19 protein-coding genes, 8 tRNA genes and 1 pseudogene are annotated in these 21,662 nt (G+C 49.2%); 26 read left to right on the top strand and 2 right to left on the bottom strand.

Annotated features, from left to right (window positions below):
* Positions 1-143 precede the first annotated feature (143 nt).
* From BN1360_RS06845 to BN1360_RS06880, 8 genes are all read left to right on the top strand, one after another.
* Positions 144-235, top strand: a tRNA-Ser gene (locus BN1360_RS06845).
* A 28-nt stretch (positions 236-263) separates the two neighbouring features.
* Positions 264-340: transfer RNA gene (locus tag BN1360_RS06850), tRNA-Met, on the top strand.
* A 9-nt stretch (positions 341-349) separates the two neighbouring features.
* Positions 350-425 (top strand) — tRNA-Val (locus BN1360_RS06855).
* A 14-nt stretch (positions 426-439) separates the two neighbouring features.
* Positions 440-515: transfer RNA gene (locus BN1360_RS06860), tRNA-Thr, on the top strand.
* A 15-nt stretch (positions 516-530) separates the two neighbouring features.
* Positions 531-607, top strand: a tRNA-Asp gene (locus tag BN1360_RS06865).
* Between the two features lie 81 nt (positions 608-688).
* Positions 689-761: transfer RNA gene (locus tag BN1360_RS06870), tRNA-Phe, on the top strand.
* Positions 762-803: 42 nt separating this feature from the next.
* Positions 804-888 (top strand) — tRNA-Tyr (locus tag BN1360_RS06875).
* A gap of 6 nt (positions 889-894) precedes the next feature.
* A tRNA-Lys gene (locus tag BN1360_RS06880) sits at positions 895-967 on the top strand.
* Positions 968-1,023: 56 nt separating this feature from the next.
* Here the strand turns inward: BN1360_RS06880 and BN1360_RS06885 are convergent.
* Both BN1360_RS06885 and BN1360_RS06890 read right to left on the bottom strand, forming a co-directional pair.
* A complete protein-coding gene (locus BN1360_RS06885) occupies positions 1,024-1,758 on the bottom strand; it encodes a Crp/Fnr family transcriptional regulator (protein WP_068779146.1) in 735 nt (244 codons plus the stop codon).
* Between the two features lie 186 nt (positions 1,759-1,944).
* The gene (locus BN1360_RS06890) at positions 1,945-4,272 is read right to left on the bottom strand and encodes a nitric-oxide reductase large subunit (protein WP_068779147.1); all 2,328 of its coding nucleotides are present in this window, start codon (positions 4,270-4,272) and stop codon (positions 1,945-1,947) included.
* 139 nt (positions 4,273-4,411) lie between these two features.
* Here BN1360_RS06890 and BN1360_RS06895 point away from each other — a divergent pair, with 139 nt between their 5' ends.
* The 18 genes and pseudogenes from BN1360_RS06895 (at position 4,412) to BN1360_RS06980 (ending at position 21,113) form a co-directional block, all read left to right on the top strand.
* Positions 4,412-5,518, top strand: a complete 1,107-nt coding sequence (locus BN1360_RS06895) for a PucR family transcriptional regulator (protein ID WP_068779148.1) — start codon at positions 4,412-4,414, stop codon at positions 5,516-5,518.
* A gap of 124 nt (positions 5,519-5,642) precedes the next feature.
* Positions 5,643-6,764, top strand: coding sequence for an ABC transporter ATP-binding protein (locus BN1360_RS06900; RefSeq protein WP_068779149.1), 1,122 nt, complete (start codon positions 5,643-5,645; stop codon positions 6,762-6,764).
* 243 nt (positions 6,765-7,007) lie between these two features.
* The gene (hprK, locus tag BN1360_RS06905; RefSeq protein WP_068779150.1) at positions 7,008-7,949 is read left to right on the top strand and encodes an HPr(Ser) kinase/phosphatase; all 942 of its coding nucleotides are present in this window, start codon (positions 7,008-7,010) and stop codon (positions 7,947-7,949) included.
* Between the two features lie 11 nt (positions 7,950-7,960).
* Positions 7,961-9,016, top strand: a complete 1,056-nt coding sequence (gene lgt / locus BN1360_RS06910; protein ID WP_068779151.1) for a prolipoprotein diacylglyceryl transferase — start codon at positions 7,961-7,963, stop codon at positions 9,014-9,016.
* 9 nt (positions 9,017-9,025) lie between these two features.
* The gene (gene ppaX / locus BN1360_RS06915; protein WP_068779152.1) at positions 9,026-9,676 is read left to right on the top strand and encodes a pyrophosphatase PpaX; all 651 of its coding nucleotides are present in this window, start codon (positions 9,026-9,028) and stop codon (positions 9,674-9,676) included.
* Complete coding sequence (locus BN1360_RS06920) at positions 9,677-10,201, top strand: acyltransferase (RefSeq protein ID WP_068779153.1); 525 nt, start codon at positions 9,677-9,679, stop codon at positions 10,199-10,201.
* Positions 10,202-10,435: 234 nt separating this feature from the next.
* Positions 10,436-11,659, top strand: coding sequence for an acyltransferase (locus BN1360_RS06925; RefSeq protein ID WP_229520875.1), 1,224 nt, complete (start codon positions 10,436-10,438; stop codon positions 11,657-11,659).
* 347 nt (positions 11,660-12,006) lie between these two features.
* Positions 12,007-13,164 carry an ATP phosphoribosyltransferase regulatory subunit gene (locus tag BN1360_RS06930; protein WP_068779154.1) on the top strand — a complete coding sequence of 386 codons (1,158 nt, stop codon included), beginning with the start codon at positions 12,007-12,009 and terminating at the stop codon, positions 13,162-13,164.
* A 94-nt stretch (positions 13,165-13,258) separates the two neighbouring features.
* Positions 13,259-13,888: an ATP phosphoribosyltransferase gene (hisG, locus tag BN1360_RS06935; protein ID WP_068779155.1), complete on the top strand. Its 630-nt coding sequence runs from the start codon at positions 13,259-13,261 to the stop codon at positions 13,886-13,888.
* 95 nt (positions 13,889-13,983) lie between these two features.
* Positions 13,984-15,321: a histidinol dehydrogenase gene (hisD, locus tag BN1360_RS06940; RefSeq protein WP_068779156.1), complete on the top strand. Its 1,338-nt coding sequence runs from the start codon at positions 13,984-13,986 to the stop codon at positions 15,319-15,321.
* Positions 15,308-15,919: an imidazoleglycerol-phosphate dehydratase HisB gene (hisB, locus tag BN1360_RS06945; protein ID WP_068779157.1), complete on the top strand. Its 612-nt coding sequence runs from the start codon at positions 15,308-15,310 to the stop codon at positions 15,917-15,919. The genes hisD and hisB overlap by 14 nt, the downstream gene beginning before the upstream one ends.
* 2 nt (positions 15,920-15,921) lie before the next feature.
* Complete coding sequence (hisH, locus tag BN1360_RS06950; protein WP_068779158.1) at positions 15,922-16,554, top strand: imidazole glycerol phosphate synthase subunit HisH; 633 nt, start codon at positions 15,922-15,924, stop codon at positions 16,552-16,554.
* Between the two features lie 87 nt (positions 16,555-16,641).
* Positions 16,642-17,430, top strand: coding sequence for a 1-(5-phosphoribosyl)-5-[(5-phosphoribosylamino)methylideneamino]imidazole-4-carboxamide isomerase (gene hisA / locus BN1360_RS06955; RefSeq protein ID WP_068779159.1), 789 nt, complete (start codon positions 16,642-16,644; stop codon positions 17,428-17,430).
* A pseudogene (locus BN1360_RS06960) lies at positions 17,412-17,639 on the top strand (HisA/HisF-related TIM barrel protein); the annotation flags it as partial. The gene hisA and the pseudogene BN1360_RS06960, both read left to right, overlap by 19 nt.
* Before the next feature lie 59 nt (positions 17,640-17,698).
* Complete coding sequence (gene hisF, locus BN1360_RS06965) at positions 17,699-18,457, top strand: imidazole glycerol phosphate synthase subunit HisF (RefSeq protein ID WP_068779161.1); 759 nt, start codon at positions 17,699-17,701, stop codon at positions 18,455-18,457.
* A gap of 2 nt (positions 18,458-18,459) precedes the next feature.
* Complete coding sequence (hisIE, locus tag BN1360_RS06970; RefSeq protein WP_068779234.1) at positions 18,460-19,233, top strand: bifunctional phosphoribosyl-AMP cyclohydrolase/phosphoribosyl-ATP diphosphatase HisIE; 774 nt, start codon at positions 18,460-18,462, stop codon at positions 19,231-19,233.
* Between the two features lie 18 nt (positions 19,234-19,251).
* Positions 19,252-20,100 (top strand): histidinol-phosphatase HisJ, encoded by an 849-nt coding sequence (hisJ, locus tag BN1360_RS06975; RefSeq protein ID WP_068779162.1) that lies wholly within the window; start codon positions 19,252-19,254, stop codon positions 20,098-20,100.
* 65 nt (positions 20,101-20,165) lie between these two features.
* Positions 20,166-21,113, top strand: coding sequence for a ribose-phosphate diphosphokinase (locus tag BN1360_RS06980; protein WP_068779163.1), 948 nt, complete (start codon positions 20,166-20,168; stop codon positions 21,111-21,113).
* Positions 21,114-21,662 lie beyond the last annotated feature (549 nt).

The raw sequence follows: 21,662 nt of genomic DNA on the forward strand, positions 1-21,662 counted from the left end.
GGTTGATAGGCCTGAGGTGGAAGTGCAGCAATGTATGGAGCTGACAGGTACTAATCGGTCGAGGGCTTATCCAAAAAACATCTAAATATGCAAAATGAGTTTCGTATCCAGTTTTCAAGGATTAACCTTGAATTTATGGCTTTGGAGAGATACCCAAGTGGCTATAAGGGGACCCTCTGCTAAGGGGTTAGACTGCGTAAGCGGTGCGAGGGTTCGAATCCCTCTCTCTCCGCCATTAGTATACAAGCTATAAATTATAATATGGCGGTGTAGCTCAGCTGGCTAGAGCGTACGGTTCATACCCGTGAGGTCGGGGGTTCGATCCCCTCCGCCGCTACCATATTTACCTGGAGGCTTAGCTCAGCTGGGAGAGCATCTGCCTTACAAGCAGAGGGTCAGCGGTTCGATCCCGTTAGCCTCCACCATTTTAATTTTATATGCCGGTGTAGCTCAATTGGTAGAGCAACTGACTTGTAATCAGTAGGTTGGGGGTTCAAGTCCTCTCGCCGGCACCATTTGTATCACAGCGCGGAGCCGTGGTGTAGAGGCCTAACATGCCTGCCTGTCACGCAGGAGACCGCGGGTTCGAATCCCGTCGGCTCCGCCATTTATTTTAAATGAATGTTTCCACCAAGAAGTGGGAAAGTTATCAAGACTTACCCATTATTTTTTTGACCAAATTACATATGGCTCGGTAGCTCAGTCGGTAGAGCAGAGGACTGAAAATCCTCGTGTCGGCGGTTCGATTCCGTCCCGAGCCACTTTGCAAGTTTTAGGACAAGCCTAAAGCTGGCATAATATATGGAGGCTTAGTGAAGTGGCTAAACACGGCAGACTGTAAATCTGCTCTCTACGAGTTCGGTGGTTCGAATCCATCAGCCTCCACCATTTTATGAGCCATTAGCTCAGTTGGTAGAGCACCTGACTTTTAATCAGGGTGTCGAAGGTTCGAGTCCTTCATGGCTCATTCCAACAAGAACCCTTTCCAAGTAGCTATTATGCTACAAGGAAAGGGTTCTTTGCTTATGATCGCTCATATAGTTTGTGTTCGCGGCAGTAGGCACAGTTCTCCTTGACACATACTCGCTCTCGCAAAGCTTGAAGATTGTGGATCAGAAAACCTTTGCGATTAACGGCCAGTAGTCCTTCTTTACACAAGCTGCTTAATAAACGGGTGACCGATTCTCTGGTGAATCCGATCAGATTAGCAATTTCCTGATGCGTCATAGGAACATGAATCAGCACCTTTCCCTCGATATTGATACCAAAATCCTCAGCTAATTTAATCAAGAAAGAGATGCCTCGATCTTCTAGATTTCTTGAAGTAAATCCTTGTAGTTTATTTTGCAACTCTCTAATTTCACTGGCCATAACCGCCATCATTTTGAAGGCAATACCCGGCGAGCCCGCCAAAATTTGCTCAAAAGAAGAAATAGGCAATGTAAACAGTTCTGTGTTAATGACAGTAGTAGCCGTGGTAGGGTAAGGGTTAGAGCCAAATTGCCCGGTATGGGGAAACATATCTCCTGTTTTTAATAAAGAGAGAATCTGTTCATTGCCTTTTTCATCAATTTTATGGGTTTTAATGAGTCCATGAATAATGAAGTAGATGGAGGTGACCTCTTCTCCTTCACGAAAGATGGTAGATCTTCTAGGCAGGGTACGGGTAGCACCCATGCTTCGGACTCGCTCCAATTCATCAGAATTAAGGTCATGGAGTAGATTGACCGACCGAAGTGCATCTATAGTAATATCCATGAGGATACCCCCTCAACAAATGTATTTTTGCTAAAAAGAACCTTACTACTTCATTATAAAAACGTAGAAAGGGAGTGAATCGTGAGGGGGGTCACAGCAAATAATCCAAAATGGTTACATTTTTAAATATTAGAAAGCCACCCCTCCATTTTGACTACAAGGAAAGGTGGTTTATTTGGATTTCTATTAAAAGTTCTCTTCTTCATTAACATTTGGCTTGCGTAAATGGAACATGGAGCGCGCAACTACATACACCAATGGCAAAATTCCAAGAACGATAAAGATAGTATCCGGAATCATCCGAATCCAGAGCAGCAGGTTAACTGTCCCATCTTGATAGAATGAGATGTCACGCGCAGACCAGAAGCCGAAGTCAAAAGCTCTCTTGAGTTGCATAAATCCGACAGGCAAAAGGGTAATGACGATCATGCCGGTCAATCCGATATTTAACCCCCAGCAGGAGAGACGCAATAGCTTATCATTCCATTCATTCGACTTCACAATATTGCGCAGTGAATATAACAGGACGGCAACGGCAAACATACCATAAACCCCCATCATGGAGCCGTGGGCATGCGCAGTGGTTAACGTTGATCCATGTTCAAAATAGCTAACCGCAGGCAGATTGATCAGGAAGCCCAGCACTCCGGCGCCGAGTAGATTCCAAACCGCAGTTGAAACCAGAAAACGGAAGGACGAAGTATACGGAAAGTTCGTTCCGCCGTCTTTCATGACTTTGTATTGATCGTACGCCTCCATGATCAAAAGGGTAAGCGGTATAACCTCCAGTGCGGAGAACACCGCACCAAGGGCGATCCAAATTTCGGAGGAACCGTTGTAATAGTAATGGTGACCGATACCAAGGATACCGCCGCCCATAAGCAATGTGAACTGGAACAATAGGGCGCGTACCGTCGATTGTTTCGTAACCAGATTCATTCGTACCATCAAGAAGCCGATGACTACAACCGCGAACACTTCAAAGATGCCCTCAACCCAAAGGTGGATAATCCACCAACGCCAGTAATCAGAATAAGTAAATGATGAATTCGGATTGAAAAAGAATGCAAAGATATAAAAGAACGGAACAGCGATTGCGGAGTAAAACAGCAGGTGTGTTAAACCGCCTTTATCCGTTTCTTTCTTCAGCGCCGTACGAATTGCCCGATAAACGATGTATAACCAGATGGACATTCCGATCACAAGCAGGATCTGCCAGAAACGGCCTAACTCAAGATATTCCCAGCCTTGATGACCAAGCCAGAACCAGCTTTTTTTGAGATAGCCTTTTGCACCCAGCCATTCACCGATAGAGCTGCCGGCAGTGAGCACAACCAAAGCCCAGAAAAGAATATCAACGAGCAGTCCCTGACGTTTAGGCTCCTTGCCACCTACCAGTGGAGCAACATAAATCCCCATCCCGAGCCAAGCAGTAGCAATCCACAAAATAGCCAGCTGGAGATGATATGACTTGGCGATATTAAAGGGGAACAGATCGGCGATAAAGTTCATACCGTAGAAATTATTCGGTTCAGAATAATAATGGGCCAGCAGGCCGCCAAAAGCAGCTTGAATCAGGAACAACAGCACAACAACCAAGAAGAACTTGCCCGTTTTCACCTGACTTCGTGTAACTGGCTGCTTATCAAGATTGAAGACCGGGAACCGATCCGGCGTATACGCCTCATGCATATGAAGCTTATACCGGTTATATACAAACAGTACAAAGCCCAGGACTAATAACAGCAAGGTGACACTAACGCCACTCCATAAGAGAGCTGAGTAGGACATGGTATTTCCCGCGTCTTCAAAATAAGGCCAATTGTTCGTATAGGTGATGGTATCGCCTGGCCGCTCTGTACCGGAAACCCATGCTGTCCAGAAGAAGAAGTCGGCCATTTGCTGCTTCATATCGCCAGCGGCAATATAGGCAGCGCTGTCCTCAGAAGCATCAACATCTTTAATCAGATTCGCTGGAACGCCCAGTCCGTCTCCCTGCGTGAATATTTTTTCGTAATAGGCCCTTATTTGGGCTAGCCCTCCTGCCTGGCCATCTGTCAGGGTTAAGGTATGACTTGGCTTGTCGTAGCGATTTTGCTTCATCTCGTGCTTTACTTGATCGAATATCGAGGTTTGTTGATCTTGAGTGAGCTCTGCATAAGGTTTCCCGTATTCGGCTTGGGCATGCTGATCATGCATTGCATCGACCATAATTTTAAGTGACTCTGCAGTATAATCCGGGCCGAGATAGGAACCATATCCAAGCACCGTAGCATAGTCCATCAGCCCGTATTTCTGGAATACTGCCTGACCGCCGGTGATTTGTTTCTGCGTAGTAAGCACATCACCTTGGCTATTTACTACTTTTAGCGGGATAGGGGCCTGGGATTTGAAAATCCAGAATCCGCCGGCAATCAGTACAGTGAAGCATATAATTAGGGTGGATATCAATACACCTTTTAAAAATGAGTTTTGAGCTTTATTGTTCTTCATGCTCCTTCTCCTTTCGTTCATCTTTTCACTCCAAGCATAGGATTGAGCTAGAGGGTGTTTTGTGATTTCAATTACAAACCGGAGAAAATTTTTGCCGCCTTGTTTGTGATACAATGAATTTATACAACCAAAACCTATAGATCAGAGAGGCAATCGAGGTATGGATATAAAAGAGCTGAAGCAACAGTTAGAGGAGATTATAGGATCCTCCTTAACTTTATTAGAGATGGATCCAGAGATTTGGACTGGCTTGGCAAATGACAATAGCTTGGATCAACCCGCTTCCGGAATGGCTCGGTTGCACGACCAGCCTCGATGGTTATGGAAAACAGATTCCTCCAAGGTCCATGTTTTTGTGGCCGAGACACCGTTAAGCGAACGGGAAATTAGATTAATTGATCTTCTGCTGTCAGCAGCCCGTGAGAAATCGAACCATCCCTCTTTTTCGTCCAAACGAGATGATGAATCCCGTTGCATCGAGCTGGGCAAATGGCTGAGGGAACAGATCAGTAGCGGCAACCTGCAAAGTGCTATCCCGGAGGATATGGCGATTAAGCCTAAACTAGCGGAGAACTTATTCCCCTTTCTGTTAAGCTGCGAGGATCGCCTGGGTCAGGATGTCCAATATTCCAAGCTAAACAAATTACTGCGCAGTTATTTTGGGGGCGAGATTGTCCTCGTTCCGATGACGGAATCATGGCTTGTCCTGGTTCGGGAGGCTCTGCTGCTGGATGTGCAGGATGAGAGCAATGAGGGGATTGAGACAGAACGCGATATGTTAGGTGCGCTTTGTCAGGGATTGTACGAGCTAATCGCCAACGAATGGGGCGGAGGAGGATTCCGCTTGACAGTAGGGGACAAGCTGATCAACCAGGGGCGGCTTGTATCGGCGGCGATCGCCCTGCAAGAGACAATGCTGCTCGGGCGGATCTTCCAGGTGTCAGAGCATATCTATCTGCCTTGGGATTTGGAGCTTGAGCGGCTTATATACCATATACCGGACGACCGGAGACAGCAATTTATTGAGGAGAGCGGGGTTGGCTCCCATCTGCTTGAGGATGAAGAGACGCTGATTACACTTGAGACTTTCTTTCAGCTGGATTGTAACGTAAGCGAGACAGCAAAGCGCCTGTATATCCATCGCAATACCTTGCTGTACCGGCTGGATAAGTTCAAACAAGAGACGGGGCTTGATGTCAGAAGCTTTCAGGATGCGGTTCTGGTGAAGCTGAGGATCCTATTGTATAAAGTTACGAAAAGGCTATAGTATTTTTGTGCAGTTTGTGGATGGTAGTCTATTGGGCTTATGGGTTACTATATATACAGAAGTTGTATCCGATTACATTTAAGCAAAGACAGTTTATAAATCATTTATATTAGGAGGAAAACAAATGGCAGGCGTACGCTTAGAACACATTTACAAGAAATATGCAGGTGCTGATAAAGCAACCGTTATGGACGTTAACCTTGATATCGCAGATAAGGAGTTCCTCGTACTCGTAGGTCCTTCCGGTTGCGGTAAATCCACAACTCTTCGTATGATCGCTGGTCTTGAAGAAATTACAGAAGGTAAATTGTACATCGGCGACCGCGTCGTGAACGACGTAGCTCCGAAAGACCGTGACATCGCGATGGTATTCCAATCCTACGCTTTGTATCCGCATATGAACGTGTATCAAAACATGGCGTTCGGTCTGAAACTTCGCAAAGTGAAGAAGGAAGAAATCGACCAACGCGTACGCGAAGCTGCTAGGATCCTCGATATCGAGCATTTGCTTGATCGTAAGCCAAAAGCTCTTTCCGGTGGTCAGCGTCAACGGGTTGCCTTGGGCCGCGCGATCGTCCGCGATCCTCAAGTGTTCCTCATGGACGAACCTCTTTCCAACTTGGACGCTAAACTTCGTGGTCAAATGCGTGCGGAAATTACAAAGCTGGTTAAACGTCTGGAAACCACTTGCATTTACGTAACACATGACCAAATCGAGGCTATGACCATGGGTGACCGTATCGTTGTTATGCATGACGGTATCATTCAGCAAGCTGCTTCTCCGGAAGAATTGTATAACCAACCAAATAATATCTTCGTAGCTGGATTTATCGGTTCCCCTACGATGAACTTTGTAAATGGTACATTGTCTGAAGAAGGCGGAGAAGTTCGCTTCAAGACTTCTAACCTGAACGTAGTGGTTCCACAAGGCAAAGCTACGGTATTGAAAGAAAAAGGATTTATTGGCAAAGAAGTAATTATGGGTATTCGTCCAGAGGACATTCATGAAGAGCCAGTATTCTTGGAAGCTTCTCCACATACTGCATTCACTGCAGACGTATATTTGACTGAGAACCTTGGTCATGAAATGCAACTGTACTTGAACGGTGTAGGTACTGACTCCCTGATCGCTCGCGTTGACGGTCGTTCCAACACTCGTGAAGGCGACAAGGTTAAACTTGCTATCGATATGAACAAGATTCATATCTTTGACAAGGAAACAGAACAAAACGTTTTCTACAACTAATTCTTTAACAAATAAGGTAATCCTCGGATTATCTCTCAAAGAGCCGTCCCCTAGGGCGGCTTTTTGTTTATAGTTACAAGTTCAGTCCGCAGCTGTGATTGATTTACGAGGCATTTTCATTTACGATGAATACATTAGCACGGTATAAATTGGATTTTGTTTACAGCTTAACATAATCGGCAGACATCCTGTTCAGAGGTAGATCCCCTGGGCCCGGATGCCTGATAGGAAAGGAAGAACACCATGGCAAAAAAGGTTAAGGTATCGGAATTGGTGGGTCAATTTGGACTCGAGGTCATTTCCGGTGAACAAGGGCTAAAACGTGTGATTACGGTTGACGATTTATATCGTCCGGGTCTGGAAATGGCCGGTTATTTTGAATACCATCCACCAGAACGCGTTCAAATCTTAGGTAAGACGGAACTCGCTTTTTACGAGACATTGACGATGGAACAGCGTCGGGAACGGATGCAGCTGTTGTGCAGCAACGATGAGACACCTTGTATTATTGTAACGAGAGCATGGAAGGTGCCTGAGGAACTGATCGAGATCAGTGCAGAGAAGAATCTTCCTGTACTGCGCAGCAGTATGGCTACGACAATTTTGTCTAGCCGCATTACGAGCTTCCTGGAGAAGAAGCTGGCTCCTACCGCCACGATTCACGGCGTATTGGTCGATGTGTATGGCGTAGGTATGCTGATTACAGGCAGCAGCGGAATCGGGAAGAGCGAGACAGCGCTTGAGCTGGTGAAGCGTGGCCATCGACTGATTGCGGATGATGCCGTTGAAATTCGCCAAACATCGGACAATCAGCTGCATGGTACAGCGCCTGAATTGATTCGTCACCTGCTTGAGATTCGCGGCGTCGGTATTATTAATGTTATGACGTTATTCGGTGCAGGAGCCATCCGCAACAATAAGAGAATTACTCTCGTCGTCAAGCTCGAGGCCTGGCAGCAAGAGAAGCAGTATGACAGGCTTGGACTGGATGAAGAGACGACGCGCATCATCGATACGGACGTACCGTTAGTAACGATCCCTGTACGTCCTGGGCGTAACCTCGCGGTCATTATCGAAGTAGCAGCCATGAACTTCCGCTTGAAGCGAATGGGCTATAATGCGGCCTTGCAGTTTACATCAAAGCTGACAGAGACGATTGCTGAAGATATCGATGATTTAGATTAGGAGCGTGAACGATGGGTACCTTGTTATTAAACCCGATAGCTTTTTCTATCGGTGCATTGGAAGTGCATTGGTATGGTCTGATCCTGGGAACAGGTGCGCTAATGGGCTTGCTCTTCGCCATCTGGGAAGGGAAGAGATTCAAAATCCCGCAGGAGTTCTTCATGGACTTGCTTCTGTTTGGGGTTCCATCGGCGATTGTCGGGGCAAGGATTTATTTCGTTGCCTTCAAATGGGAGGATTATAAGCATAATCTCTGGGATATCTTTAAAATCTGGAACGGTGGCATAGCTATCTATGGAGCGCTGATCGGGGCCATTATCTGCGCCTTGATCTTCGTGAAGAAGCGCGGTTATAACTTCTGGCGGATAGCGGACATTTGCGCACCGTCATTGCTCGTCGGTCAATTGATTGGCCGTTGGGGGAATTTCGTCAACCAAGAAGCATATGGCGGCGAGACAACAGAGGCATTCCTGAGAGATTATCTGCACTTGCCTTCATTTATTGTAAATCAAATGAATGTGGAGGGCATCTTCCGTCATCCAACATTCCTCTATGAATCAGTATGGAACCTGGTAGGCTTGCTCCTGCTTCTAGTCTTGCGCAGACGCAAATTTCTGCGTGCCGGAGAACTGTTCTGTTCCTACTTTATATGGTATTCGATCGGTCGCTTCTTCATTGAGGCACTCCGTACGGACAGCTTGGCCTTCCAAGGTGCCGCTTGGCTGGCATCCTTTGTGAACGGCCTGTGGGCTCCGATGCAATGGATCGGATTTGAACAGGGATATCTGGCACCGTCTTATGGGAATGTGCGGATATCGCAATTGCTGGCCCTTCTAATTGTAGTCGCTGCCGCCCTGTTCATCATTGTTAGACGCAAGACGATCCCGAATTTGCCGCATTATCTTGACCCGATTGTATCGATCAAGGCTGCGGAAATCGATAGCGCTACCCTGCAAATGCCTGCTCCGGCAGCTAAGACTGCTGCTGAGCAAGACAACGGTACAACCTCGGCTAAAGAAGCGAATACGCTGAATGAGCCGGAGAGTACAGAGGATAAAAAGGAGTAAAAAGACTGCATGATACGCACAGTATTATTTGACTTGGATGGAACAATTGTAAATACAAATGAGTTAATTATTAAGACTTTTATGCATGTAATAGACAAGCATCTGGACAAGCCGTATACGCGTGAGCAGATTATTCCTTACATGGGGATGACGCTGGAGGAGCAGCTGCAGATATTTTCAGGCAACGAGGAAGTAAGCCATCTGGTGAAGGAGTATCGTACCTATAACAGCGAGCATCATGATGAATTGATCCAGGAGTTCCCTCATGTTCTGGAAGTGATCCGCGAGCTGCATGAGAAGGGCATCAAGCTTGGCGTGGTGACGACGAAAATTCGGCGAACGGCGATGCGTGCCTTGGAGATGTTCGATCTGAGACAATATATGGATGCGATCATTACTGTGGAGGATGTCCAGCATCCTAAACCGCATGCGGAACCCATTCTAACGGCGATGAGTCAATTGGATGCAGATCCAGCCAGCACGTTGATGGTTGGAGATAGCGCCGCGGACTTGAAGTCTGCTCACGCGGCAGGCGTACGCTCTGCGGCGGTAGCATGGTCGCTGAAAGGCGCTAAGGAGCTGCAGAAGTATGATCCGGATTATATCCTTCATGATATGACTGATCTATATGATCTTGTGAGGATGGGAGCCAGGAACTAAGTGAGGAAAGTGGAGCGTTATCCAGTGAACGGCCCAAATGCGTTATGGCAGTTGTACCGGACCGTCAGCCCCTGGAAGGGCGTCAAAAACTTCATCTTCATACAAATCGCCAGATATTGTCCGATTTTATCGCTGAAGAACTGGATTTATCGCCATATTCTCGGGATGAAGGTCGGAGAGCATACGGCCTTTGGCCTGATGGTTATGGTGGATGTCTTCTTCCCGGAGAAGCTGACGATCGGTCGTAATTCGGTCATCGGCTATAACACGACTATCCTGGCCCATGAATACTTAATTCGCGAGTATCGGCTTGGGGAGGTCCATATCGGTAATGAAGTGATGATCGGGGCCAACACGACGATTTTGCCGGGTGTAACAATTGGAGATGGTGCAGTTGTCGCAGCCGGCTCGGTGGTTCACAAGGATGTAGCGCCCGGAAGCTTCGTTGGCGGGAATCCGCTGCGAGAAATCGAGCGTAAAAGCCCGGAGGGAGTCCGTGAATCCGAGGTCAGGAATAACGGATAGAATATCCAGATGAATGTTACAAGGCACAGATACTTGCAATAAATAAGCAATTGGAGCAGTCTGAACAGGCGCTCTAATTGCTTATTTTTATTAGGCTTTACTGAGATTTTCAGCGTGCTGAAGAAATGGGAAATGAGGTAATATTGCAAACGCTCTCCCCAACTCGTCCTAGATAAGGTATCATAAAGGATGGTAGCAAGACGATGGAAACTATGATTACCGGGAGTTGATACAGTGAGTCAAAGCATCAAAAAGGAGAGACTGCCTCAGCTTGATCTGTTTAGGGCGATGGCTATCTTCTGTGTTATTCAGGTACACTCTTCTTCCTTTGCGGCAGCGGAGCAAGCCTTGAACTCACCAATCTATTATTTTTATAATTGGATGAATATTTTCTTCAAAATTGGTACCCCTTGCTTTATCTTTCTAAGCAGCTTTGTATTGTTCTATAACTATTATGATCGACCTGTAAACAAGGAACTGATTGGACATTTCTATAAGAAACGTCTTACGTATATTATTCTCCCTTATATATTGGTCTCTTGCTGTTATTTCTTGTTGGTCGCTTGGCAGCGCGGGGAGCTGGCCAGCAATTCCAAAATGTATGAGCTGCAGCAGCTTGGCATGAAGCTGCTCACGGGTACGTCTTATACGCATTTGTATTTCGTATTCATCAGCATTCAATTCTATATCCTGTTCCCGCTGCTGTTATGGCTATTCCAATCGTTCCGGAAGAGCAAGATACTGTTAGCCTTAATCATACCGCTTGGCTTGGCAATTCAGTACGGCTTCTATTTCTGGAACAAGGTTGAGCTCCATATTCCTAATAAAGGGAGCTATGCTCCGTCCTATATGGCCTACTATTTCATGGGGGCGGGCATCGCTATCTATTTTGAACATCTCAAAGGCTGGCTGAAGAGCGACTGGAAGGATATGTCCGGAAAGCAGAAAATGTGGACCGGCTTGCTATGGGGGAGCTGGCTGATTGTCGCCTTTACCCATGTCCAGATCTGGTTCTCTTATCGCCAGCACTGGAGCAGTCCGAACTCTACCTGGTTTGAAGTGCTGTGGAATGTTCATACCCTGCTGTCGGCACTAGTATTGATGCGAGCCTCCTTCTTGATTCAGCGGAAGGGCTCAGCATTCTGGAATAAGGCGCTGACTCGCCTGGGCGAGTTATCCTTCGCCGTTTATTTATTCCATCCGGTTGTGCTGCTCTACTACCGGAAACTAAGGGATCACTTTACGATCCCTGGCGACTCTGCGATGTATTTCCTGTACATCATCGGTGGTTCGGCGTGTGCGCTGGCCATTTCATGGGTTTTTACCCAGGTTTGCTTCAGAAGGCTTCCTTTTGCGTCTGTTTTCTTGGGCAGTGTTCCATATTCACTCAAGAAAAAGAAGAAAGCACCGGGCATGCACGGACCTGGCCAGGACCGTACAGTGAAGATGAATGGATAAAAAGAATAGTCGGTTGGGGAAATCCCAGCCGGCTATTTGTTTATACAGATGAAAAATAATGAGCATATATCACTATATTTATGTAAAATTGATATATTCGGAGTTAATGATCTATTTATAACCGCTATAATCTGATAAGGATAAAATACCTGCAAATTTAATGGATTTTGCAATAATATGCTAGGGGCCTGACGCTAAAATACTCAGGGGATTGATCGTTGACGGTTCCAGATAAAGTATGATAAGATATGCCATATTCTTTATTTTGGTAGTATGGTAGTACTTTAATGCGATAAAATAAATGAACTTATAATGGCTTTATTTTAAGCGAGTGAGAGGTGAGGACATTGTCAAAACCGAAGGGCTTTGAGAAACCGGCTGGCGTACGGGATTATTTACCGTTTGCAGTCGAGAAGCTAAGGGAGATTGAGCGTCGCGTGCTGGATTGCATGGCTGGCTGGGGTTACCGTCAGATCATGACGCCAACGATGGAATACTATGACACGGTTGGGGTAGCTAGCTCTACGTCGGATCAAAAGCTGTTCAAATTGCTTAACAATCGGGGGACGACGATGGTTCTTCGTTCCGATATGACAACGCCGATTGCCCGGGTTGTATCTTCCCTGTTAAAGGAGGAGCTTTTGCCGCTGCGCTTGTCCTACCATGCGAATGTCTTCCGCTCTATTGAAGAAGAAGCGGGCAAGGAAGCGGAGTTCTATCAGACCGGGGTTGAGCTGGTCGGGGATAACTCCGCCGAGGCGGATGCCGAAGTGGTGGCGCTTGCCGTAGCATCCCTGCAAGCTGCCGGGGTATCTTCCTTCAAGATTGCCCTCGGGCATGTTGGTTTCTTGAATGGTCTGCTGGAAGAGGCGATTCCGGGGCGTGAGGATGTGCAGCAGGAGCTAAAGGATCGATTGCTGGGACGGGACTTCGTAGGATATCGTGAGATTTTGGCCCGGCTTGATCTATCGGCAGGCCAGCGTGACGAGTTGACTGGCATTCTGAAGCTGCGCGGCGGCAAGGAAGTTTGCCGTGAGGCGCTGGAGCTAAGCAATAATTCACTCGTTCGGAGCTCGATTGAATATTTGAGTGCGGTGTGGGAGGCTCTGGAGGACTTCGATGTGGCCAGACATGTCATCATCGATCTGACGATGATTGGGGATTTCTCTTATTATACAGGGTTGATCTTTGAGGGATATGCGGCCGATATCGGCTTCCCTGTCTGTGGCGGGGGGCGTTATGATAAGCTGCTGCAACAATTTGGCCGCCCAGCCCCAGCCACGGGCTTCTCTCTTAAGACGAACCGGATTCTGGATGGGGTCGATGGTTTGAAGGTTGGACGCGAGCTGCCTTTATTGATGCAGTATGATGCATCTAATCGCAGAAGGGCTTATATAGAGGCCGAGCGACTGCGCAGTGAGGGGAAAAGCGTGCGGATGCGGCTTGTATCTGGGCCTGATGAATTAAGGACTGGGGACGACGTTATAACATGGGTAGATTTTTAAACAGGCTGGCATTTCAGGTTAGAGTAGAACTTGACCAGGTTGAGATAATATCAATTTGAGATAAGGCAGTACTGATGAGAGGAGGCGGGTCTTCATGAGTGAGATTATTAAGGTTGCCATGCCTAAGGGGCGTATCTATAAAAAAGCTTCGGCACTGTTCAGAGAGGCGGGCTTCCATATCCCGAACGATGTGGATGAGACCCGGAAGCTGGTTATTCCATTGCCGGAGATCGGTATGGAGTTTATTCTCGCCAAGCCGGTAGATGTGCCCACTTATGTAGAGTACGGTGTAGCAGATATCGGTATCGTTGGCAAAGACGTGCTGATGGAGGAGGATCGTGACGTATATGAGCTGCTCGATCTGGGCATTGCGCGCTGCCGGATGTCGGTTATCGGGCTGCCGGACTGGAAGCCGGGTATCCATCAGCGGGTGGCTACCAAATATCCAAACGTAGCTTCGAGATACTTCAGGGAACAGGGGCAGCAGGTAGAAGTGATTAAGCTGAACGGGTCGATTGAGCTTGCTCCATTGATCGGACTGGCCGACCGGATTGTGGATATGGTAGAGACGGGGCAGACGCTCCGAGAGAACGGACTTCTTGAAATGGAGCGTATATTTGAAATTACGAGTCGGCTTGTTGCTAACCGGGTCAGTTATCGGATGAAAAACGCCGAGATCCAGGCTCTATGTGATGCTTTGGCCTTGGTGATCGAACGGGAATAGGAAGCCGCTCGAGCGATTGGGATAGATAGTAACAGAGACCTTTCAGCCCCATGGGCAGGATGAATGCGAAGCAGTATTGATGAGGAGGAGCCAGGATGAAGATCGTAAGGGCACAGGATTTTGATTTGAAGCGGGAAGTGGAGTATGGCTCAGCAGAGCAGAATGCTGCGGTGCGTCAAATCGTTGCGGATGTGAAGCTGCAAGGCGATGCGGCGCTGCTCCGATATACGGAGCAGTTTGATAGGGTGAGACTGGACGCGGGAGCGCTGCGGGTTACTGAAGCTGAGCTGCAGGCCGTATACGATCACGTTGAGCCTTCGTTCGTCACGGCGATATCTGCGGCTGCCGCAAATATCCGCGCGTTCCATGCCAGACAGAAGCGAAACTCCTGGATGGATCTACAGCCGGATGGCAGTCTGCTTGGACAGATCATCCGCCCGCTGAAGCGGGTGGGCGTATACGTCCCTGGCGGCAAGGCGGCCTATCCATCCTCTGTACTGATGAACGTCATCCCTGCCCAGGTCGCCGGCGTTCCCGAGATCGTCATGGCAACTCCGCCTGCAACAGGCGGAAAGGAAGGAATTGACCCCTACATTCTCGTTGCTGCGGCTGAGGCTGGTGTAAATGAGATCTACCGGATTGGCGGCGCACAGGCGATCGCTGCATTGGCCTACGGTACGGACACGATCGCCCCGGTAGATAAAATCTGTGGACCAGGCAATATTTACGTAGCTTTGGCCAAGCGGGAAGTGTATGGAGTCGTAGATATCGACAGTATCGCTGGTCCGAGCGAGATTGCTGTGCTGGCCGATGACAGCGCCGATCCGGCGTATATTGCCGCGGATTTGCTGTCCCAGGCAGAGCATGACGAGATGGCATCAGCTATTCTGGTCACACCGTCCGCTTCGTTCGCATCCGCCTGCCAGGCTGAAGTGGAACGTCAATTGGCAGAGCTGCCGCGCCGGGATATCGCGGCGGCCTCCATCACGGATTACGGCGCGATCATTATAGTAGACTCGATCGATGAGGGAATCGCGGTCATAAATCGGCTCGCACCGGAGCATTTTGAGCTGATCGTGGAAGACCCGCTTGTTCACCTCGGCAAGATAGAGAATGCGGGCGCAATTTTCCTGGGACCGTACAGTTCGGAGCCGGTTGGAGATTATTTTGCCGGACCGAATCATATTATTCCGACCAATGGTACAGCTCGCTTCTCGTCGCCAGTCGATGTGGATGATTATATGAAAAAATCAAGCTTGATTTACTATAGCAAGGAAGCTCTGCTTGCGAACGGAGAGACCATTATGGAGCTGGCGCGTCGCGAAGGGCTGGAGGGCCACGCCCGAGCAATTGAGGTCCGGCTTCGCAAGGAAGAAATACAATCTGACACTGCATTAGAAGGAAAGGCGGGGGCATACGATGGCGACAAATAAAGAGAAGGTAGCAGTAAGGCAAGGGGAGATCAGCCGTGTCACGAATGAGACGCAGATTCAGCTGAGCTTTGGCCTGGATGGCAGCGGCAAGTCCGAATTGGAGACGGATGTTCCGTTTTTGAACCATATGCTGGACTTGCTCACGAAGCACGGCCAGTTTGATTTGTCAGTACAGGCCCGGGGGGATATTGAAATCGATGATCACCATACGGTGGAGGATATCGGAATTTGTCTGGGCCAATGTCTATATCATGCGCTGGGTGACAAGCGGGGGATCAAACGGTATGCCAGTGTATTCGTCCCTATGGATGAGGCATTAGCTCAGGTAGTCATCGATGTCAGCAACCGCCCGCACTTTGAATATCGGGCCGAATATCCTTCGGATCGCGTCGGCAGCTTTGATGTACAGCTTGTGCAGGAGTTCCTGTGGAAGCTGGCTCTGGAAGCGCGGATTACGCTGCATGTCATCGTACATTATGGACAGAACACCCATCATATGATTGAGGCGGTATTCAAGGCTCTGGGACGGGCGCTTGATGAGGCGACGAGCATCGATCCGCGCGTAAGCGGCGTGCCTTCGACGAAGGGAGTCCTCTAGTTATGAAGCTCGCGATTGTCGATTATGGGATGGGCAACTTGCATAGCGTTGCCAAAGCTATCGAGCGCCTTGGCTACGAGGCCGTCGTGAGCGGCGAGGCAGCTGTGCTTCTGGCTGCGGACGGCATATTGCTGCCTGGAGTCGGCGCCTTCGGCGACGCGATGGAGCAGCTAACCGCCTCCGGGCTCGATGGCACGCTGAGGCAGGCTGCGGACAGCGGCAAGCCGCTGCTCGGTATCTGCCTCGGCATGCAGCTGCTCTTCTCCGCCAGCGAAGAGCATGGCTTGCATGACGGCCTGGGCCTGCTGCCCGGCCATGCCGTGCGCTTCAGCCCGGAGTGCGGCCTGAAGGTGCCGCACATGGGCTGGAACCGGCTGCAGTTCAAGCAGCCGGAGCACCCGCTTCTGGCAGGATTGGACGAAGGACATGTGTACTTCGTTCACTCCTATCATGTACTGCCAGAGCGGGAGCAGGATCTTCTGGCCGTGACCGATTACGGCCAGCCAGTTACCGCGATTGTAGGTCGCGGTAATGTGTTCGGGATGCAGTTCCATCCCGAGAAGAGCGGTGAGCTCGGCATGGCGCTGCTGCGCAATTTCCTTGCGCTGGTTGCGTCAGGTGCAGCGATAAGCTAAAGAGGTAAATTGGTGCGGAGACCGAAGGGTCAAGTTGAACTTATATTGTTGCTTAGAATCTACTAACCAGTGCAGGGGGAAGGGAAAATGTCATCATTCATAATTTACCCGGCGATTGATATCCGTGGCGGGAAATGCGTTCGCCTCATTCAGGGCGATTATAACCAGGAGACGGTATATAACGATAGTCCGGTTGAAGTGGCCAAGTCATGGGAGAAGCAGGACGGACAGTTCATCCACCTGGTTGATCTTGATGGAGCTAAGGCCGGTCATCCGGTGAACGACCAGCTGATCGGCGAGATCGCACGGGCGGTGCAGGTTCCGGTTCAGGTTGGAGGCGGGCTGCGCTCGGTTCAGGATGTGGAACGCCTGCTGTCCCTTGGGGTTAGCCGGGTCATTATCGGGACGGCAGCGATTGAAGATCGGGAGTTTACCGAGTCGGTGCTGGGTGCTTATGGCGATAAAGTGGCGATTGGTATCGATGCCCGGGACGGACTTGTTGCCACACGCGGTTGGCTGGAGACATCGGAGGTTAAGGCAGAGGAACTGGCCAAGGAATTGGCCTCCAAAGGAGCCGAGACGTTTATTTTTACCGATATATCGCGCGACGGTATGATGCAGGGACCGAATGTAGAAGCGATTCGCCGCCTGGCTGAAGTATCAGGACGGACGGTGATCGCCTCCGGCGGGGTGACGGTACAGGATGATCTGCTGAAGCTCGCAGCTTATGCCAAGCAAGGTATCGGCGGGGGCCTTGTTCGCCAGGGGCGTTTTATCCGCCAGATTTATCTTGCCAAAACAACTCACTCAGACGCTGCGATTTTTAAGAGTGGTGTACAACGCCGCGTGGTGCACNTATATCGCGCGACGGTATGATGCAGGGACCGAATGTAGAAGCGATTCGCCGCCTGGCTGAAGTATCAGGACGGACGGTGATCGCCTCCGGCGGGGTGACGGTACAGGATGATCTGCTGAAGCTCGCAGCTTATGCCAAGCAAGGTATCGGCGGGGCCATTGTCGGCAAGGCGCTTTATACCGGCAATATTGATCTGGCCAAGGCCATTCAGGCAGTCTCTGCATTGTAAGTGCGTGTTCAACAAGGCTGGCTGATACACCGTAAAATTTGGAGAGGAGAGCGATGAACATGCTCGTAAAGCGTATTATTCCTTGCCTCGACGTGAAGGATGGCCGGGTAGTCAAGGGCGTTAATTTCGTGAATCTTCGCGATGCTGGAGATCCCGTGGAGCTGGCTGCTCTCTACGACCGGGAGGGAGCCGATGAGATCGTATTTCTGGATATATCCGCTTCCCATGAAGGTCGGGCTACGATGATTGAGGTAGTGCGTCAGACCGCTGGCGAGATCGCTATTCCTTTCACGGTCGGCGGAGGCATATCGCATGTGGACGATATGAAGCGAATTTTGAGGGCTGGAGCTGACAAGATTGCCATCAACACCGCCGCTGTAACCCATCCCGAGCTGATCTCGGACGGAGCGAGAAGATTCGGCTCGCAGTGCATTGTAGTAGCTGTAGACGCCAAGTACAATGCAGATTGGGGAGATTGGGAAGTATTCACTCACGGAGGCCGCAAGCCTACAGGGATGAGGGCATTAGCCTGGATTCAGGAGGCAGAGGCGAAGGGAGCGGGCGAGATCCTGCTGACGAGTATGGATGCGGACGGTACTAAGGATGGCTTCGATCTTGCGCTAACAAAGGCGGTCAGCAGCCAGGTTGGCATACCGGTGATCGCATCCGGCGGAGCTGGCAAGCTGGCGGATTTCTTCAATGTATTCACCAAAGGGCAGGCGGACGCTGCGCTGGCAGCGACAATTTTTCACTATAAAGAAATAGCAGTACCTGAGCTTAAGGCAGACTTGAAGGCCAGAGGGGTGGAAGTAAGATGACGATGAATCAGCCGCTGCAATTGGCGTTATCCTACACGGAGCTGAAGCAAAATATAAAATGGGATGCGGATGGGCTTGTCCCTGCGGTCGTCCAGGACGCTGCAACAAAGGGAGTGCTGATGCTCGCTTATATGAATGAAGAGTCATTGCAGAAATCCATTGAGACGGGCCAAACCTGGTTCTGGAGCCGTTCTCGTTCCGAGCTGTGGAATAAAGGGGCTACTTCAGGCAATACGCAGCAAATACTCTCGCTGAATTATGATTGTGACGGGGATACCCTTCTGGCACTTGTGAACCCGCAAGGTCCGGCTTGCCATACGGGGGAGACAACTTGTTTCTATCGGTCGTTGGCTGTTGCAGATCAAGAGGGAATAGCAACAGAGGGTTCGATGAGGGGGAGCTTGAATCCGTCGGCCAGACCAACCTCAAATGCTTTGTCACAGGCAGCCTCAGGCATTTCCGAAGCAGAAGCAGATCGCCGCTTTGCCGTATTAGCTGAATTGGAAGGCCTGATCGCCCAGCGTTATATGGAACGTCCTGAAGGGGCTTATACGACTTATTTATTTGAAAAAGGGATTGATAAGATTCTGAAGAAGGTAGGCGAAGAGACCGCGGAATCGATTATCGCCGCTAAAAATCAGGATAACGACGAGCTGCGATACGAGGTCAGTGATCTCATCTATCATTTGCTGGTGCTGCTGCGGGAGAGGAATCTGCCCCTGGATGATATTATGACTGAGCTGGAACGCCGACATGAGCGTCCGCGCCGCGACTAAAGGCAGAGGTGAGGCAATATGCTTATAGATTACCATACGCATCATGCCCGCTGCGGGCATGCCGTTGGAACACTTGAAGAGTACATCCGGCGCGGTATCCAAATCGGCTTGTCCCAGATCGGCGTATCCGATCATATGCCGCTTCTGCATGTGAACCCGCAGACTTATTATCCGGAGATGGCTATGCCAATGGAGGAACTGCCCAACTATGTGGAGGAAGCATTTGAGCTGAAGCAGAAATACGCTTCTTCGATTTCAGTTCGAGTTGGGCTTGAGGCCGATTATATTGAAGGCTGGGAGAACGAGATTGCGAAGATCATTAATGATTACCCGTGGGATTACGTCATTGGCTCGGTGCATTTCCTTGGGGAATGGGATGTCTCGGATTTTCGCCAAGTCCATCATTGGGAAGGACGGGACATATTCGAGGTATACCAGACCTATTATGACGCTGTGCAAAAAGCGGCCAAAACGGGATTCTATGATATCATGGGGCATTTGGACGTGATTAAGCGGTTCAATTATAAGCCGGAGGGGCATCAGTCAGAGATAGTTGAACTGGAGCAAAAGACCCTCACCGCTATCGCTGAGGCGGGGATAGCGATGGAATTGAACGCTTCGGGATTAACGAAGCCGTGCGCAGAGATGTTTCCTAGCAACACAATATTGCAGGCTGCGATAGAATTAGGCATTCCGTTAACGGTCGGCTCCGATGCCCACGATCCGAAGAAGCTGAGCGAGAACCTGGATATCGCTCGAAATACATTGTGCAAGCTGGGAGTCCGCGAATTGGCGACATTCGAACAGCGGCAGAGGGTGATGGTCCCCTTGCAGCTCAAGAACGGCCATAATAATGTTCGGCAGTAGTGATATAATAGTGGTACAGCTTAAGGACATGGAGCAAGCAATTCAATGAACTTTAGGAGGGCATTATGGAAGGCAAGTTACGGATTTTTGCAGGCTCTTCCAACCCGGTACTGACGCGGCAAATTTGCGAGCGGCTGGGGGTTGAACCAGGTAGAATCACTTTGTCCCGCTTCAAGAGCGGCGAGATTTATGTTCATTATGAAGAGAGCATCCGCAATTGCGATGTGTTCCTGGTCCAATCTCTGGCACATCCGATTAATGAGCTGTTTGTTGAATTGCTCGTGATGATAGATGCTGCCAAGCGGGCATCGGCCCGAACGATCAATATCATTATGCCTTATTACGGCTATGCGAGGCAGGAGCGCAAATCGGCTCCGCGCGAGCCGATCTCGGCCAAGATGGTAGCCGATGTACTTACTACAGCCGGAGCAAGTCGGGTTGTAACTATCGACCTGCACGCGGCGGCCATCCAGGGCTTCTTCAACATTCCTGTCGATCATTTAACCGCGCTGGATTTAATGACAGATTATCTGAAGTCACAAAATATCGCTAACCCGGTCGTCGTATCTCCGGATGCAGGACGAGCCTCGATGGCAGAGAAACTGGCCAGCGGTCTTGATGCTCCGTTTGCGATCATGATCAAGAAGCGTCCAGCTCATAACGAGTCGGTCATTACGCATGTCATCGGTGATGTAGAGGGCTATACGCCCATCATTATCGAGGATTTGATTGATACGGGTACAACGATTGTCAATGTGGCCCAGGGATTGAAGGATCGCGGAGCAAGCGAAGCTATAGTGTGTGCGACGCACGGCCTGTTCTCAGACCATGCGGAGGAGCGGCTGCGTCATCCTTGGATCTCCCAAGTGGTTGTTACGGACTCGATTGCTCAACCGGATCAACATGGTCCGCATGTTACTGTCCTATCCGTAGCTCCCATGCTGGCGCGGGCAACGCAATATATTCTTGATGGCGGTTCGATCGCTACGCTGTTCAAAGACCAGGGCATATAATAAGCTGACATATAAGCCTACCCTGGGCTTTGCAGTAAAATCTGGCATGTTCTATTATGAAATCGAATACAAGTATTGTAGAGTATTCGATTCCCGGACTTAGTGGACTTCATTCCTCTTTGGAATCGTATAGAATCCGGGCCGTAGCAATAGTGCCTGATTATCGCAATATCGCTGCCGTAAAAATCCCCGCTATTTTTGGAACCCCCATATATTTCTAAATATTTACTAGCCAGTATACCAAGCCACCCATACATGCTACTAAGAACGCGATTGCGATTAGAATAATAATTATATTTCCCCAGAAGACCTCTACCACAAATTATTCCACCCTTTCTTATAAATCTATGGCTAATAATTATTTTCCCATTTAGGTTGGGCTACAACGCTTAAATATTAGATTTATCATGCCTTTTCAGTTAACACCCGTAATTCTCCAGCAGTATTTATCATGGGAGGACGGGGCTGGCTGTGTTATACTGTGAAATGGATAGTTATAAGAATAGGTCATTTTGAACAAGTATTTTACAAGAATGAATGAAGAAGGAG

Source organism: Paenibacillus sp. GM2 (assembly GCF_900069005.2).
In the GTDB taxonomy this organism is placed as follows: Bacteria; Bacillota; Bacilli; order Paenibacillales; family Paenibacillaceae; genus Fontibacillus.

Bases quoted from the DNA above. Each gene is read 5' to 3' on its own strand.
- BN1360_RS06885 (WP_068779146.1), bottom strand. From the start codon at position 1,758: ATGGATATTACTATAGATGCACTTCGGTCGGTCAATCTACTCCATGAC.
- BN1360_RS06890 (WP_068779147.1), bottom strand. From the start codon at position 4,272: ATGAACGAAAGGAGAAGGAGCATGAAGAACAATAAAGCTCAAAACTCA.
- BN1360_RS06895 (WP_068779148.1), top strand. From the start codon at position 4,412: ATGGATATAAAAGAGCTGAAGCAACAGTTAGAGGAGATTATAGGATCC.
- BN1360_RS06900 (WP_068779149.1), top strand. From the start codon at position 5,643: ATGGCAGGCGTACGCTTAGAACACATTTACAAGAAATATGCAGGTGCT.
- hprK (WP_068779150.1), top strand. From the start codon at position 7,008: ATGGCAAAAAAGGTTAAGGTATCGGAATTGGTGGGTCAATTTGGACTC.
- lgt (WP_068779151.1), top strand. From the start codon at position 7,961: ATGGGTACCTTGTTATTAAACCCGATAGCTTTTTCTATCGGTGCATTG.
- ppaX (WP_068779152.1), top strand. From the start codon at position 9,026: ATGATACGCACAGTATTATTTGACTTGGATGGAACAATTGTAAATACA.
- hisG (WP_068779155.1), top strand. From the start codon at position 13,259: ATGAGTGAGATTATTAAGGTTGCCATGCCTAAGGGGCGTATCTATAAA.
- hisD (WP_068779156.1), top strand. From the start codon at position 13,984: ATGAAGATCGTAAGGGCACAGGATTTTGATTTGAAGCGGGAAGTGGAG.
- hisB (WP_068779157.1), top strand. From the start codon at position 15,308: ATGGCGACAAATAAAGAGAAGGTAGCAGTAAGGCAAGGGGAGATCAGC.
- hisH (WP_068779158.1), top strand. From the start codon at position 15,922: ATGAAGCTCGCGATTGTCGATTATGGGATGGGCAACTTGCATAGCGTT.
- hisF (WP_068779161.1), top strand. From the start codon at position 17,699: ATGCTCGTAAAGCGTATTATTCCTTGCCTCGACGTGAAGGATGGCCGG.
- hisIE (WP_068779234.1), top strand. From the start codon at position 18,460: ATGAATCAGCCGCTGCAATTGGCGTTATCCTACACGGAGCTGAAGCAA.
- hisJ (WP_068779162.1), top strand. From the start codon at position 19,252: ATGCTTATAGATTACCATACGCATCATGCCCGCTGCGGGCATGCCGTT.
- BN1360_RS06980 (WP_068779163.1), top strand. From the start codon at position 20,166: ATGGAAGGCAAGTTACGGATTTTTGCAGGCTCTTCCAACCCGGTACTG.